Consider the following 13,197-nt stretch of genomic DNA (forward strand, 5'->3'; position numbering starts at 1 on the left):
CCAGCCAGTACGACATCACCATTTGCTTCATGGCCGGCACGCTGATCCGGACGCCCGCCGGCGAGGTTCCGGTGGAGACGCTGAAACGCGGCGACCTCGTCATGACGACGGACGGTTCGGCGAAACCGGTGGTCTGGCTGGGCAAGCAAACCGTCCGCAGTCTGTTCGCAGATCCGGTCCGCAACTGGCCAATCCGCGTCAAGGCCGGGGCCTTGGCGCACGATGCGCCTGCCCGCGATTTGCTGGTTTCGCCCGATCACGCCTTGCTCGTCGGGGGCATGCTGATCCATGCCGGGGCGCTGGTGAATGGAGCCTCCATCGTTCGGGAGGCGACGATTCCGAGCGTCTTCGTCTATTATCATGTCGAACTTGACGACCATTCGTTGATTCTCGCGGAAAACACGCCCGCGGAAACCTTCATCGACAATGTCGATCGGATGAATTTCGACAATTGGCCGGAACACGAGGCGCTCTTTCCGGACGGTCGGCACATCGCCGAACTGTCCTCTCCCCGCGCCAAGTCGCGCCGGCAGGTTCCATTGACTATTCGCGCCGCTCTTGACGACAGGGCCCGACAGCTCGGATTTGCGGCCGAATTCGCTGAGGCGGTGTAGCCCTTGACGCGGCTGCGCCGCCTTTCCCGGTCGCCGGCGAACAGTCAATAATCGCCGCTGCCAACCAGTGGATGAATGCCGCCCAATCCGTTCGCGTGGCGATGGCCGCGCGTGTGGCTTGCAGGCGACGCCAGGGCGCTATGGTGGCCGCTCTGGCTTCGCTTCGCCATCGCGACATGGCTCGCCTTCGCCGCCTGGGCGACGGAGGCGGCAGACAGGGCGAAGCTGCAGGCGAGCAGCGCGACAAGGATCGGATGCATCGGTTGGCCCTCCCGAGCGGCGCGCGCCGGACGTGTGGCGCGCTCCCACACCTGGACAAGCCGTTTTCACGAAACTTTGTTCCCGCGCTTTCGCCCGCTTGGCGAGAAAAGACCGCGCTGAGCGCCGGCCTGCTCCTTGTGGAAAGCCCGCGCGCCTGCTATATCGCCCGCTCCAAAACCCGCTCTCCCCCGCCGGCCCGCGCCGGACGCCGCATGTTTTAAGCTGCGGCGAGGCGCATCGAAGCAAGATGCGCGCTGGCGGAAGGGAGCAAACGCAACGCTAACCCAACCGGCGCCGCCCGACAGGGCGCTTCAGGAGAAAATATGTCCACTGCCAATAACGCGGGTATGAACCCGTCGCGCGACGATTTTGCCGCTCTCCTTGCCGAATCCTACGGCGAGAGCGAAGCTTTCGAAGGCTCCGTGGTCAAGGGCCGCGTGGTCGCCATCGAAAAGGATGTCGCGGTCATTGATATCGGTCTGAAGACCGAAGGCCGCGTCGCCCTCAAGGAATTCACCGGCCACGGCCGCGATCCGGCCCCGGTGGTCGGCGATGAAGTCGAAGTCTATCTCGAACGCGTCGAAAACGCGCTCGGCGAAGCCGTCATCTCGCGCGACAAGGCCCGTCGCGAAGAGAGCTGGGTCAAGCTCGAAAAGGCCTTCGAGGCCGGCGAGAAGGTCGACGGCGTCATCTTCAACCAGGTCAAGGGCGGCTTCACCGTCGATCTCGACGGCGCCGTGGCCTTCCTGCCGCGCTCGCAGGTCGATATTCGTCCGATCCGCGACGTCACCCCGCTGCTGGGCGTGCCGCAGCCGTTCCAGATCCTGAAAATGGATCGCCGCCGCGGCAATATTGTCGTGTCGCGCCGCACCGTGCTCGAAGAGAGCCGCGCCGAACAGCGCCACGAGATCGTCGCCAACCTTGAAGAAGGCGTGACCATCGAGGGCGTGGTGAAGAACATCACCGATTACGGCGCGTTCGTGGACCTCGGCGGCATCGACGGCCTGCTGCATGTCACCGACATCGCCTGGCGCCGCGTCAATCATCCGAGCGAAGTGCTCAACATCGGCCAGACGGTGAAAGTGAAGATCATCAAGATCAATCACGAAACCCACCGCATCTCGCTGGGCATGAAGCAGCTGCTCGACGATCCGTGGCAGGGCATCGAGGCCAAATATCCGATCAACGCCCGCTTCCATGGCCGCGTGACCAACATCACCGACTACGGCGCGTTCGTGGAACTGGAGCCGGGCATCGAAGGCCTGATCCACGTCTCGGAAATGTCCTGGACCAAGAAGAACGTCCATCCCGGCAAGATCGTCTCGACCAGCCAGGAAGTCGACGTGCAGGTGCTGGAAGTCGATTCCGTCAAGCGCCGCATCTCGCTGGGCCTCAAGCAGACCCTGCAGAATCCGTGGGAAGCCTTCGCCGAGAAGCACCCCGTTGGTTCGGACGTCGAAGGCGAAGTCAAGAACAAGACCGAATTCGGCCTGTTCATCGGCCTCGACGGCGATGTGGACGGCATGGTCCATCTGTCCGACCTCGACTGGAACCGCCCCGGCGAACAGGCGATCGAGGACTACAAGAAGGGCGATGTGGTGCACGCCCGCGTGCTCGACGTCGACGTCGAGAAGGAGCGCATCTCGCTTGGCGTCAAGCAGCTCGGCGGCGACCCCTTCGCTTCGGCCTCGGCTGGCGATGACGGCGAGCTGAAGAAGGGCGGCATCGTGACCTGCGAGATTCTCGAGGTCAAGGACGGCGGCCTCGAAGTGAAGATCGTCGGCACCGACCTGCAGGCCTTCATTAAGCGCAACGAACTGGCCCGCGATCGCGGCGACCAGCGCCCCGACCGCTTCGCGGTGGGCGAAAAGGTCGACGCCCGCGTCACTCTGTTCGACCGCAAGGCGCGCAAGGTGGCCGTGTCGATCAAGGCGCTGGAAGTGGCCGAAGAGAAGGAAGCCATCGCTCAATATGGCTCCGCCGATTCGGGCGCTTCGCTCGGCGACATTCTCGGCGCCGCGCTCAAGGCCCGCGAAACCAAGTAAGCGGTTCGCCTAACCAGGATTCAGCCCCGCGCGAAAATTCGCGCGGGGTTTTTTTTCGAGGACACCATGACTTACGCCGTCGGCGTCGATTTCGGCACCACCAATAGCGTCATCGCCTTCGCCGATGAAAAGGGCGGCGTGCATTCGGTGTCATGGCCCAGCGCCGAGGGTCCGACCCAGACCTTCCGCACCGCTTTGATGTTCTGGAAACAGGGCCGCGGCCTCGGCCATGTGGCGGGGCCGGAGGCGCTCGCGCGCGCCATCGCCGCCGAGCCGACAGAGCGCTTCATCCAGTCCTTCAAGACCCACGTCGCCAGCCGAGTCTTCACCGAGGCCCGTCTGTTCGGCCACAAGGTCACGATCGAGGACATGGTGGCGATCTTCATGCGCCATTTGTTCGAGGCGCAAGGCGGGACCGGCGTCGCTGACGGCGCCTTTGTCGTCGCCGGCCGGCCGGTGGTCTTCGCCGGCGAACGGCCCGACGAGGATCTGGCGGTGAAGCGCCTTGCGGACGCTTATGGCGCCGCCGGGCTCGCACAGGCTGAATTTGCCTTCGAGCCGCTCGGCGCCGCCTATTGGCATGCGCGCAACCTGCGTCGCGACGAGACGGTGCTGGTGGCGGATTTCGGCGGCGGCACCAGCGATTTCGCCTTGCTGCATTTCTCGCATGGACCGGATGGGCTCGAAGCCGAGGCGCTCGGCCATGGCGGCTGCGGCGTGGCCGGCGATTCGTTCGATTTCCGGCTGATCGACCATGTCATTTCGCCGCGCCTCGGCAAGGGCGCGACCTATCGCTCGCTGGAAAAGCTGCTGCCGCTGCCGGCCTATTTCCACGCTTCCTTCGCGCAATGGCATCAGATTTCCTGGCTGAAAGCGCCGAAAACCCTGAATGAATTGCGCCGTTTCGCCGAAGTCTCGGAACGCGGCGACGAATTGGCGGCGCTGGTCGAATTGATCGAAATGGATCTCGGCTTCGAGCTTTACCAGACCGTCGGCGCGGTCAAGGCGGCGCTGTCTTCCGCGCCGCAAGCGCGGCTGCATTTTGCGCGCGGCGGCGTCGAGATCGATTCCATGGTGACGCGCGCCGATTTCGAGAGCTGGATCGCGCCCGACCTCGCGCGCATCGAGGGCGCGCTCGACGACACGCTGGCGGCGGCCAAATTTTCGCCCGACAAGGTGGACGCCGTTTTCATGACGGGCGGAACATCGTTCATTCCGAGCCTTCGCGCGATTTTCGAGCGCCGCTTCGGCGCCGCGAAATTGCATTACGACAATCCGTTCCAATCGGTCGCGGCGGGTCTCGCCTTGCTCGCCGGCGACCGCCGCCGCCGCGCCGAGCAGGGCAGGCCGAAAAGAATCGCCCGGGCGCATTGAGCTTCGCGGGGCGAGACCTTAAGTTCGGAAGCGATTTGGAGTGTACGGCATGACGCAGAACGCGCCCGTTGAAACCATTCTCGACCGGCGGCAATTGCGCCGCAAACTGACCTTCTGGCGGGTGCTGGCGCTCGGCGCGGCGGCATTGGCCATTGTGGTCGCCGCGGCGCGCTTCGGCGGCGCTTCGACCCATCTGACGCCCCATATCGCGCGCCTGGACATCAAGGGCTTGATCACCGGCGACCGCGAGACGATCAAGCTGATCAAGGATGTCGGCGAGTCCAAGGCGAGCGCGGTGATCGTCGAGATTTCCAGCCCGGGCGGCACGGTCACCGGCTCGGAGCGCATCTATGACGAATTGCGCCGCGTCGCGCAGAAAAAGCCGGTGGTGGCGGTGGTCGACAGCCTCGCGGCCTCGGGCGGCTATATTGTCGCCCTCGGCGGCGACCGCATCTTCGCTGACGACAACGCCCTAGTCGGCTCGATCGGCGTGTTGTTCCAGTTTCCCAATGTCTCCAAGCTGCTGGACACGATCGGGGTCAAGGTCGAGACGATCAAATCGTCGCCGCTCAAGGCCTCGCCGAACGGCTTCGAGCCGACCAGCGACGCGGCGCGCGCCGCGATCAACGCGCTGGTGGTCGATTCCTACGACTGGTTCAAGGGATTGGTGAAGGATCGCCGCAAGATGAGCGATTCGGAACTCGCCACCGTCGCCGACGGACGCGTCTTCACGGGCCATCAGGGCCTGCCGCTCAAGCTGATCGACGCCTATGGCGGCGAGCGCGAGGCGGTGGCCTGGCTGGAGCAGGAGAAGGGCGTGGCCAAGGGCCTGCCCGTGCAGGAATGGAAAAAACCGAGCTCGGCCAGTAGGCTGGGCCTGTTCAGCCTCGCCTCCGACGCGTTCGCCGCGCTGGGCTTTTCGCAGGCCGCGGAGCTGGCGCAGAAGGTCGAAGGCGCGCAGGACGCCGCGGCGCTTGACGGGCTTTTGGCGATTTGGCACGTTGACGCGCAACATTAAGAAGAAGAAGCGCCGCCGCCCCGCGACGCGCGCGAATTAAGGGCGACTCCAGTGATCAAATCGGAACTCGTTCAACGTATTGCCGACAGAAATCCACATCTCTACCTCCGCGACGTCGAGAATATCGTCAACGCCATTCTCGATGAGGTCACCGAGGCGCTCTCGCGCGGCGATCGCGTCGAGCTGCGCGGTTTCGGGGCCTTTTCGGTCAAGAAACGCGAGGCGCGCGTCGGTCGCAATCCGCGCACCGGCGATCAGGTCGACGTCGCCGAGAAATCCGTGCCCTTCTTCAAGACCGGCAAGGAATTGCGCGAGCGTCTGAACGAAGATCACAAGGGTTGAGCCGGCCTTCGCCGGCGCGAACGTCCCGGTCGGGAGTGCAGGGCAGACCATGCGCAATTTTCTGAAACTTCTCATCATTGCGCCGCTGGCCCTGATTTTTCTCGTCTTCGCTCTGTCCAACCGGCAGAATGTCGTGGTCACGCTCGATCCGTTCTATGGCGGCGACGATCCCTCGACCATGGTGGTCCTGCCGCTGTTCGTCGTCTTGATCGGCGCGACCATGGTCGGCGTGCTGCTCGGCGGCGTCGCCACCTGGCTCCGCCAGGGGCGTTTCCGCAAGGCCTTGCGCGACGCCAAGGGGCAAGTCGAAACCCTGCGCGGCGAAAACGAATCGCTCCGCGCCCAGGTCAAGGCGCTGCAGGCGCCGGCCAATAGCTCGACCGCGATCGTTCCGACGCGCGCCGCCTGAAAAATGTCCGTTCTGGTGAAGATTTGCGGCCTGAAACGGCCGGAGCCGCTGGAGGCGGCGCTCGATGCGGGCGCCGATATGGTCGGCTTTGTCTTTTTCGAGAAAAGCCCGCGCCATCTCGATCTCGCCGCCGCGCGCGCGCTATCGGCCCAGACGCGGGGCCGGGCGCAAAAAGTCGCGCTGGTCGTCGATGCGGATGACGCGCGCATCGCGGATATCGTAGAGGCTTTGGCGCCGGACTGGCTGCAATTGCACGGCGCCGAAACGCCGGAGCGGGTCGCGTCCTTGCGCGCGACATTCGGCCTGCCGATTCTGAAGGCCATCGGCTTGGCCGACCGCGCCGACCTCGCGCGCGCAAAACCTTATGAAAAGGTCTCGGATCGCCTGTTGTTCGACGCCAAGCCGCCGAAAGACGCTGTGCTGCCCGGCGGCAACGGTCTGCCGTTCGATTGGACGCTGCTGCGCGATCACGCCGTCGGCGGGGATTGGATGCTGTCGGGCGGGCTCGATGCGCAAAATGTCGCGGAGGCGATCCGCCTGACCGGCGCCCGAGCCGTCGACGTCTCGTCGGGCGTCGAGGATGCGCCCGGCGAAAAGAGCGTCGACAAGATCCGGGCCTTCATCGCCGCCGCCCGCGCCGCCTGAGGCGACAAGATCGACTTGGCCTGCGGGCGCGAAGCGTTTAAGAGAGCGGGTTCCAACGCCTTTGCGCCGGCAAGGGACGTCACCGGTCATCCGGCTCGCCTGGACGCTCCTTTCGGGGCGGCGCGCGGGCCCAGAGCAGAGCCATGAACAGTTCTTCGCCTCATCCTGCGGCCAATTCCCTGCGTCAGGGCCCGGACGCGCGCGGCCATTTCGGCATTTTCGGCGGCCGCTTCGTCGCCGAGACGCTGATGCCGCTGATCCTGTCGCTGGAACAGGCCTATGCGGAGGCGCGGCAGGACCCGGCCTATCATGCCGAACTGGGAAATCTGCTGACCCATTATGTCGGCCGGCCGAGCCCGCTCTATTTCGCCGAGCGCATGACGGAAAAGCTCGGCGGCGCGAAGATCTATTTCAAGCGCGAGGAGCTGAACCACACCGGCGCGCACAAGATCAACAATGTGCTCGGCCAGATCCTGCTCGCGCGGCGCATGGGCAAGAAGCGCATCATCGCCGAGACGGGCGCGGGCCAGCATGGCGTCGCCACCGCCACGGCCTGCGCGCGGTTCGGGCTGGAATGCGTGGTCTATATGGGCGCGGTGGACGTCGAGCGGCAGAAGCCGAACGTGTTCCGCATGAACCTGCTCGGCGCCAAAGTGGTCCCGGTCCAGTCCGGCGCCCGCACGCTCAAGGACGCCATGAACGAGGCGCTGCGCGACTGGGTCACCAATGTCGATGACACCTTTTATTGCATCGGCACGGCGGCGGGGCCGCATCCCTATCCCGCCATGGTGCGCGATTTCCAATGCGTGATCGGCAATGAGACCCGCGAACAGATGGCGGCGCTGGAAGGCCGCCTGCCGGATTCTCTCTTCGCCTGTATCGGCGGCGGCTCCAACGCGATCGGCCTGTTCCATCCCTTCCTCGACGATCCGTCGGTCGAAATTTTCGGAGTCGAGGCGGCGGGCCATGGTCTCAACGTGCCGAACGGCCATGCGGCCTCGCTGGCCGGCGGCCGTCCCGGCGTGCTGCACGGCAACCGCACCTATCTCCTGATGGACGACGACGGCCAGATTCTCGAAGGCCATTCCATTTCGGCGGGGCTGGATTATCCGGGCATCGGGCCGGAACATTCCTGGCTCAAGGAAAACGGCCGCGTGACCTATCTGTCGGCCACCGACAAGGAGGCGCTGGACGCCTTCCAGCTCTGCTCGCAGCTCGAAGGCATCATTCCGGCGCTCGAACCGTCGCATGCGCTGGCCAAGGTCATCGAAATCGCGCCGAAAAAGGCCAGGGACCATCTGATGGTCCTGTGCATGTCGGGACGCGGCGACAAGGATATTTTCTCGGTCGCGGAATATCTCGGCGGCATGTGAGACTCATTCGCTGGCGGCGCGCTCCAGCGCCGCCAGATCGATTTTCTCCATGCGGCAGGCGGCGGCCATCACTCGGCCCGCCGTGCTGGAATCGCTCAGCAGGCTTTTGAACTGCGCGGGAATGATCTGCCAGGTCACCCCGAAACGGTCGGTGATCCAGCCGCAGCGCGCCGGCTTGCCGCCTTCGGCCAGTTTCGCCCAGTAGCGGTCGATTTCGTCCTGCGTCTCGCAGGAAACGAGCAGGGACAAAGCCGGCGAGAAGGCGAATTCCGGCCCGCCGTTGATCGCCGCATAACGTTGGCCGAACAATTCGAACGTGACCGCCATGACCTCGCCGGCGGGGCGCGGGCCGCCCTCGCCATGGCGGGAGACGTCGATAATGCGCCCGTCGCCGAAACAGGAAATATAGAACGCCGCCGCCTGTTCGGCGCAACCGTTGAACCAGAGGCTGAGCGTCACTTTCTGCATCGGATTCAGCCCAAAGCGGCCAGTTCGCTTTCGGAGCGCGGGCAATCGACCATCCACTTCACGCCGAACCGGTCGCCAAACATGGCGAATTGGCGCGAGAAGAAAGTTTCGCCGAGCGGCATCATGATCTGGCCGCCATCGGACAATTGGTCCGTTACGCGCCGCGCCTCCTCGACGCTGGCGACGGAAATCGACACCCAATAGACCGGCGGCGGCGCGCCTTCAGGGCGCGGCTGGTTCATGTCGCCGGCCATCAGCCGGAAACCGTCCTTTTCGAGACAGGCGTGCATGATCTTGTCGGGGTCGACATTGGGCGGCATGGGCACGCCCGCCGGCGCTTGGCTGTAGCGGAGCTGACGGATGATTTTGGCGTCCAGGACACGGGCGTAAAAAGCGAAGGCTTCGGCGCAATCGCCGTAAAACATCACATAGGGGGTGAATTTCATGGCGGCCTCGCTTCGGGGCGTGGTTTAGAGCTTGACAATTAAGTTGATATCAACATAATTGATCCATGTCAACCGAGGTTTCCCCGCTTTCATTCGAGACGACCCATCGCATCCGCGACGCCTGCCTCTGCCTCCATGTCCAGCGCGCCGCGCGCGCCCTGGCGCGGATTTTCGACGACGCCCTCCGGTCGCTCGATCTGACCAACGGCCAGTTTTCCCTGCTCAATGCGCTGAACCGGCCCGAGCCGCCGTCGATGGCGCCGGTGGCGGCTCTGCTCGTCATGGATCGCACCACTTTGACGGCGGCTCTGAAACCCTTGGCGCGACGTGGGTTGGTGGCGATTGAGGCCGATCCGAAAGACCGGCGCGGCCGCCTGCTGCGCTTAACGCCGGAGGGTCGCGCTTTGCTCGCGCAAGCCGCGCCCGTCTGGGAGCGCGTCCATGGTGGAATCGAGGCCCGACTCGGGGACGGCGCCGCGATGCTGCGGCAGGGCCTGCGCGATTTGGCCTGACGCGCCCGTTTTCAAGCCCGGCGCATTGTGATAACCCGCAAGACCATGACATCCCGCATCGAAACCCGTTTCGCTTTTTGCCGCGCGCAAAATCGCGCCGCTCTCGTCACCTTCGTCATGGCCGGCGATCCCGATCCGGCGACGTCGCTTAGCGTTCTGAAGGCTTTGCCCAGATCCGGCGCCGATATCATTGAAGTCGGCATGCCCTTCAGCGACCCGATAGCCGACGGCCCCGCCATTCAGGCGGCGGGCCTGCGCGCGCTCCACGCCGGCATGACGCTTAAGGGCGTGCTGAAGCTGGTGGCGGAGTTCCGCCGCGAGGATTCCGACACCCCGATCATCCTGATGGGCTATTACAACCCAATCTACGTCTATGGCGTGGACAGGTTCCTGGCCGACGCCAAGGCGGCCGGAGCCGACGGCATGATCGTGGTCGACCTGCCGCCCGAGGAGGATGAAGAGCTTTGCCTGCCGGCGCTCAAGGCCGGCTTGAGCTTCATTCGCCTCGCCACCCCGACCACCGACGATACCCGCCTGCCGGCGGTGCTCGCCAATACCTCGGGCTTCGTCTATTACGTTTCGATCACCGGCATTACCGGCGCCGGCCGGCCGGATTATTCCCGAGTCGCCGCCGCGGTGAAGCGCATCAAGGGCCATACCGACCTGCCGGTCGCGGTCGGTTTCGGCGTCAAGGACGCCGCTGCGGCTCACGAAATCGCCGCCAATGCCGATGGCGTGGTGGTCGGCTCGGCGCTGATCGATGCACTGGCCAAAACGCTCGACGCTGAGGGGCGTGGCGGGTCGGCGAGCGCGGCGGCGGTCGGGAAACTGGTGGACGAACTGGCGGCGGGCGTCGCCAGCGCCGCGAAGGAGCGCGTGACCCCATGAACTGGATCTCCAATGTCGTTCCGCCGAAGATTCGCTCTTTTCTGAAGCGCGACACGCCGGAAAACCTCTGGGTGAAATGTCCGGAAAGCGGCGCGCTGGTCTTTCACAAGGACCTGGAGGCCAATCTCTATGTGGTGCCGAGCTCCGGCTATCACATGCGCATCCCGCCCAAGGCCCGGCTCGACGCTTTGTTCGACGATGGCGCCTATGAAACCTTGCCGGTTCCGGAAGTTCAGGCCGATCCGCTGAAATTCCGCGACATCAAGCGCTATACCGACCGGCTCAAGGATTATCGCGCCAAGACCGGCGTCTATGACGCGGTGACGCTCGCCGCCGGCGCTCTGCAGGGAACTGCGGTCACGGTGGCGGTGCAGGATTTCGATTTTCTCGGCGGCTCGCTCGGCATGGCGGCGGGCGAGGCCATCGTCTCCGGCATGTTGCGGGCGGTGGAGAAAAAGACGCCCTTCATCATTTTCACCGCCTCGGGCGGCGCGCGCATGCAGGAGGGCATGTTCTCGCTGATGCAGATGCCGCGCACGACGGTCGCGGTCGAGCGGCTCAAGGCGGCGAAACTGCCCTATATCGTGGTGCTGACCAATCCGACCACCGGTGGCGTCACGGCGTCCTACGCCATGCTGGGCGATATTCACATCGCCGAGCCCGGCGCCGTGATCGGTTTTGCCGGCGCCCGCGTCATCGAGCAGACCATTCGCGAACGCCTGCCGCAGGGTTTCCAGCGCGCCGAATATCTGCGCCAGCACGGCATGGTCGATATGGTCACGCCCCGCGCCGAATTGCGCGAGACGCTCGGCCGCATCTGCCGGCTGCTGACCAAGGCGCCGGCCCAGGCGGCCTGATCGCGCGACATGACCGCGCCCGACGCGCTGCTCGCGCGCCTGCTCGCCTTGCATCCCAAGCGGATCGATCTGTCGCTGGAGCGCATCCAGCGGCTGCTCGCCGCTTTGGGCGATCCGCAAAACCGCCTGCCGCCGACCATTCATGTCGCCGGCACCAATGGCAAGGGATCGACCATCGCCTTCATGCGGGCGATTCTGGAATCGGCGGGGCTTGGCGTCCATGTCTATACCTCGCCGCATCTGGTCGCCTTTCGCGAACGCATCCGGCTTGCCGCGCAAGCTCAAACAGGAGAATTTGTTGGCGGCCAACTGGTCTCCGACGAGGCCCTCGCCCGGGCGCTGACCGCCATCGAACAGGCCAATGCCGGCGCCGAAATCACCTTTTTCGAGGCGACCACGGCGGCGGCGCTCAAACTCTTCGCGGATCATCCGGCCGACGCGCTGCTGCTCGAAGTCGGTCTCGGCGGCCGGTTCGACGCCACCAATGTGATCGACCGGCCGGTTTGTTCGGTCATCACGCCGATCTCGATCGACCATGTCGAATTTCTCGGCGATTCGCTCGACAAGATCGCCTTTGAAAAGGCCGGGATCATCAAATCCGGCGCGCCGGTGGTGATTTCGGCGCAGGCGGACGAGGCGCTTGCCGTGCTGGAGCGCGAGGCGGCGCGGCGCCGCGCGCCCATTGCGCTCTATGGGCAGGATTTCCTCTGCAGGGCCGAGCGCGGGCGTTTGGTTTATGAGGATTCGAACGGTCTGCTCGATCTGCCTCTGCCGCGCCTGGCCGGGCGGCACCAGCTCGTCAATGCCGGGACGGCCATAGCCGCCTTGCGGCAGGTGCTGCCGGATTTACCGCTCGCCGCCTTCGAACAGGGCGTGGTCCGGGCGGATTGGCCGGGACGGCTGCAAAATCTCAGCAAGGGCCGCCTGACCCTGCTGGCGCCGGCAGGCGCCGAACTCTGGCTCGACGGCGGCCATAACGAGGCCGGCGGCCGCGTGCTGGCCGAAGCCATGGCCGATCTGGAAGAGCGCGCGCCGCGCCCGCTGATCCTGCTCTACGGAGGGTTGAAGACCAAGGATGCGGCCGGATTTCTCGGCCATTTCGTCGGCCTCGCGTCCGAGGTCTTCGCCGTGCCGGTTCATGGCGATCAGGCCGGGCGGGCGCCGGAGGAGGTCGCGGCGCTCGCGCGCAGCCTCGGCCTGAAGGCGGAAGCCGCTGCGGGCGCCGGACAGGTTCTGGTCGATCTCGCGCGCCGTGGCGACCCGCCGCCGCGCATCCTCATCGCCGGCTCGCTCTATCTGGTCGGAGAAATTCTGGCCGCCAACGGAACGCCGCCGGAATAGGCCTCCCGGCCGGCGCAAAAATCGGCTATGGGGAGACGCCCCAATCAAGGAGCGGCCCGCCCCATGCAGAGCTTCGCGCCGGACCAGCCCGCCAGCCCGGCCCAGCCGGAAACCGGCGAGATCGTTGTCCGCCCCTCCACTGACGCCGACGCTGCGGCCATGCTGGCCATCTATACCGGCTATGTCACCCACGGTCTGAACAAGGATGCCGGCTTCGAGCCGCTACAGGCCGACGACATCAAGCGCCGGCGCAAGAACATGCAGAAGCACCGGCTGCCGCATCTCGTCGCGGAGCTTGACGGCGTGGTGATCGGCTACGCCTATGCGGTGCCGTTCCGCAAGCGGCCGGCCTATCGCTATTGCGTCAAGCACTCGATCTATGTGCACGAAAGCCATTTGCGCGCCGGCGTCGGCCGCAAGCTGCTGCCGGCCCTGATCGACGCCTGCGCCGACGCCGGCTATCGCCAGATGATCGCTTATGTCGATTCGGAAAATCAGGCCTCGCTCAACCTGCACGAAGCCTGCGGCTTCCGCCGCGTCGCTTTTCTCGAAGGCATCGGCTTCCGCTTCGGCCGCTGGACCGACAGCGTCATGCTGCAGCGGT

The 13,197-nt window shown here is 65.2% G+C and carries 15 protein-coding genes and 1 pseudogene; 13 read left to right on the forward strand and 3 right to left on the reverse strand.

Annotated elements, in window-relative coordinates:
• The coding region (locus ACE3S9_RS06425) for a Hint domain-containing protein (RefSeq protein ID WP_374545616.1) at positions 1-614 on the forward strand (614 nt) is incomplete at its 5' end.
• Between the two features lie 44 nt (positions 615-658).
• Here the strand turns inward: ACE3S9_RS06425 and ACE3S9_RS06430 are convergent.
• The gene (locus tag ACE3S9_RS06430) at positions 659-874 is read right to left on the reverse strand and encodes a hypothetical protein (protein ID WP_374545617.1); all 216 of its coding nucleotides are present in this window, start codon (positions 872-874) and stop codon (positions 659-661) included.
• Positions 875-1,198: 324 nt separating this feature from the next.
• Here ACE3S9_RS06430 and rpsA point away from each other — a divergent pair, with 324 nt between their 5' ends.
• The 7 genes and pseudogenes from rpsA to trpB all read left to right on the forward strand — a co-directional run bounded on the left by rpsA (position 1,199) and on the right by trpB (position 8,081).
• Positions 1,199-2,920 (forward strand): 30S ribosomal protein S1, encoded by a 1,722-nt coding sequence (gene rpsA, locus ACE3S9_RS06435; RefSeq protein ID WP_374545618.1) that lies wholly within the window; start codon positions 1,199-1,201, stop codon positions 2,918-2,920.
• Positions 2,921-2,986: 66 nt separating this feature from the next.
• Complete coding sequence (locus ACE3S9_RS06440; RefSeq protein ID WP_374545619.1) at positions 2,987-4,294, forward strand: Hsp70 family protein; 1,308 nt, start codon at positions 2,987-2,989, stop codon at positions 4,292-4,294.
• Positions 4,295-4,343: 49 nt separating this feature from the next.
• The gene (gene sppA / locus ACE3S9_RS06445) at positions 4,344-5,312 is read left to right on the forward strand and encodes a signal peptide peptidase SppA (protein ID WP_374545620.1); all 969 of its coding nucleotides are present in this window, start codon (positions 4,344-4,346) and stop codon (positions 5,310-5,312) included.
• 33 nt (positions 5,313-5,345) lie between these two features.
• Positions 5,346-5,654: pseudogene (locus tag ACE3S9_RS06450) on the forward strand (integration host factor subunit beta); the annotation flags it as partial.
• A gap of 49 nt (positions 5,655-5,703) precedes the next feature.
• Entirely contained in the window at positions 5,704-6,063 is a 360-nt protein-coding gene (locus tag ACE3S9_RS06455) for a LapA family protein (RefSeq protein WP_374545621.1), read from the forward strand.
• 3 nt (positions 6,064-6,066) lie between these two features.
• A complete protein-coding gene (locus ACE3S9_RS06460) occupies positions 6,067-6,708 on the forward strand; it encodes a phosphoribosylanthranilate isomerase (protein WP_374545622.1) in 642 nt (213 codons plus the stop codon).
• A gap of 143 nt (positions 6,709-6,851) precedes the next feature.
• On the forward strand, positions 6,852-8,081 hold the full coding sequence (gene trpB / locus ACE3S9_RS06465) for a tryptophan synthase subunit beta (protein WP_374545623.1): 1,230 nt from the start codon (positions 6,852-6,854) through the stop codon (positions 8,079-8,081).
• A gap of 3 nt (positions 8,082-8,084) precedes the next feature.
• Here the strand turns inward: trpB and ACE3S9_RS06470 are convergent, their stop codons facing one another.
• Positions 8,085-8,549 carry a VOC family protein gene (locus tag ACE3S9_RS06470; RefSeq protein ID WP_374545624.1) on the reverse strand — a complete coding sequence of 155 codons (465 nt, stop codon included), beginning with the start codon at positions 8,547-8,549 and terminating at the stop codon, positions 8,085-8,087.
• A gap of 5 nt (positions 8,550-8,554) precedes the next feature.
• The gene (locus ACE3S9_RS06475; protein ID WP_374545625.1) at positions 8,555-8,995 is read right to left on the reverse strand and encodes a VOC family protein; all 441 of its coding nucleotides are present in this window, start codon (positions 8,993-8,995) and stop codon (positions 8,555-8,557) included.
• A 65-nt stretch (positions 8,996-9,060) separates the two neighbouring features.
• On the opposite strand from ACE3S9_RS06475, the gene ACE3S9_RS06480 reads away from it, so the two are divergent.
• The 5 genes from ACE3S9_RS06480 to ACE3S9_RS06500 form a co-directional block, all read left to right on the forward strand.
• Complete coding sequence (locus ACE3S9_RS06480; protein ID WP_374545626.1) at positions 9,061-9,507, forward strand: MarR family winged helix-turn-helix transcriptional regulator; 447 nt, start codon at positions 9,061-9,063, stop codon at positions 9,505-9,507.
• A gap of 45 nt (positions 9,508-9,552) precedes the next feature.
• The gene (trpA, locus tag ACE3S9_RS06485) at positions 9,553-10,395 is read left to right on the forward strand and encodes a tryptophan synthase subunit alpha (RefSeq protein ID WP_374545627.1); all 843 of its coding nucleotides are present in this window, start codon (positions 9,553-9,555) and stop codon (positions 10,393-10,395) included.
• A complete protein-coding gene (gene accD / locus ACE3S9_RS06490; protein WP_374545628.1) occupies positions 10,392-11,252 on the forward strand; it encodes an acetyl-CoA carboxylase, carboxyltransferase subunit beta in 861 nt (286 codons plus the stop codon). The genes trpA and accD overlap by 4 nt, the downstream gene beginning before the upstream one ends.
• Positions 11,253-11,261: 9 nt before the next feature.
• Entirely contained in the window at positions 11,262-12,593 is a 1,332-nt protein-coding gene (locus tag ACE3S9_RS06495) for a folylpolyglutamate synthase/dihydrofolate synthase family protein (protein WP_374545629.1), read from the forward strand.
• A gap of 63 nt (positions 12,594-12,656) precedes the next feature.
• Positions 12,657-13,197, forward strand: a 541-nt coding sequence (locus ACE3S9_RS06500; RefSeq protein ID WP_374545630.1) for an N-acetyltransferase family protein, incomplete at its 3' end; no start/stop codon positions are given.

Origin of the sequence: Rhodoblastus sp., from assembly GCF_041915505.1 — a bacterium.
In the GTDB taxonomy this organism is placed as follows: domain Bacteria; phylum Pseudomonadota; class Alphaproteobacteria; order Rhizobiales; family Beijerinckiaceae; genus Rhodoblastus.

Excerpts from the sequence above, each read along its gene's own strand:
- ACE3S9_RS06460 (WP_374545622.1), top strand. The coding sequence starts at position 6,067 with ATGTCCGTTCTGGTGAAGATTTGCGGCCTGAAACGGCCGGAGCCGCTG.
- ACE3S9_RS06475 (WP_374545625.1), bottom strand. The coding sequence starts at position 8,995 with ATGAAATTCACCCCCTATGTGATGTTTTACGGCGATTGCGCCGAAGCC.
- ACE3S9_RS06480 (WP_374545626.1), top strand. The coding sequence starts at position 9,061 with ATGTCAACCGAGGTTTCCCCGCTTTCATTCGAGACGACCCATCGCATC.
- rpsA (WP_374545618.1), top strand. The coding sequence starts at position 1,199 with ATGTCCACTGCCAATAACGCGGGTATGAACCCGTCGCGCGACGATTTT.
- ACE3S9_RS06495 (WP_374545629.1), top strand. The coding sequence starts at position 11,262 with ATGACCGCGCCCGACGCGCTGCTCGCGCGCCTGCTCGCCTTGCATCCC.
- trpA (WP_374545627.1), top strand. The coding sequence starts at position 9,553 with ATGACATCCCGCATCGAAACCCGTTTCGCTTTTTGCCGCGCGCAAAAT.
- sppA (WP_374545620.1), top strand. The coding sequence starts at position 4,344 with ATGACGCAGAACGCGCCCGTTGAAACCATTCTCGACCGGCGGCAATTG.
- trpB (WP_374545623.1), top strand. The coding sequence starts at position 6,852 with ATGAACAGTTCTTCGCCTCATCCTGCGGCCAATTCCCTGCGTCAGGGC.
- ACE3S9_RS06455 (WP_374545621.1), top strand. The coding sequence starts at position 5,704 with ATGCGCAATTTTCTGAAACTTCTCATCATTGCGCCGCTGGCCCTGATT.
- ACE3S9_RS06430 (WP_374545617.1), bottom strand. The coding sequence starts at position 874 with ATGCATCCGATCCTTGTCGCGCTGCTCGCCTGCAGCTTCGCCCTGTCT.
- accD (WP_374545628.1), top strand. The coding sequence starts at position 10,392 with ATGAACTGGATCTCCAATGTCGTTCCGCCGAAGATTCGCTCTTTTCTG.
- ACE3S9_RS06440 (WP_374545619.1), top strand. The coding sequence starts at position 2,987 with ATGACTTACGCCGTCGGCGTCGATTTCGGCACCACCAATAGCGTCATC.
- ACE3S9_RS06470 (WP_374545624.1), bottom strand. The coding sequence starts at position 8,549 with ATGCAGAAAGTGACGCTCAGCCTCTGGTTCAACGGTTGCGCCGAACAG.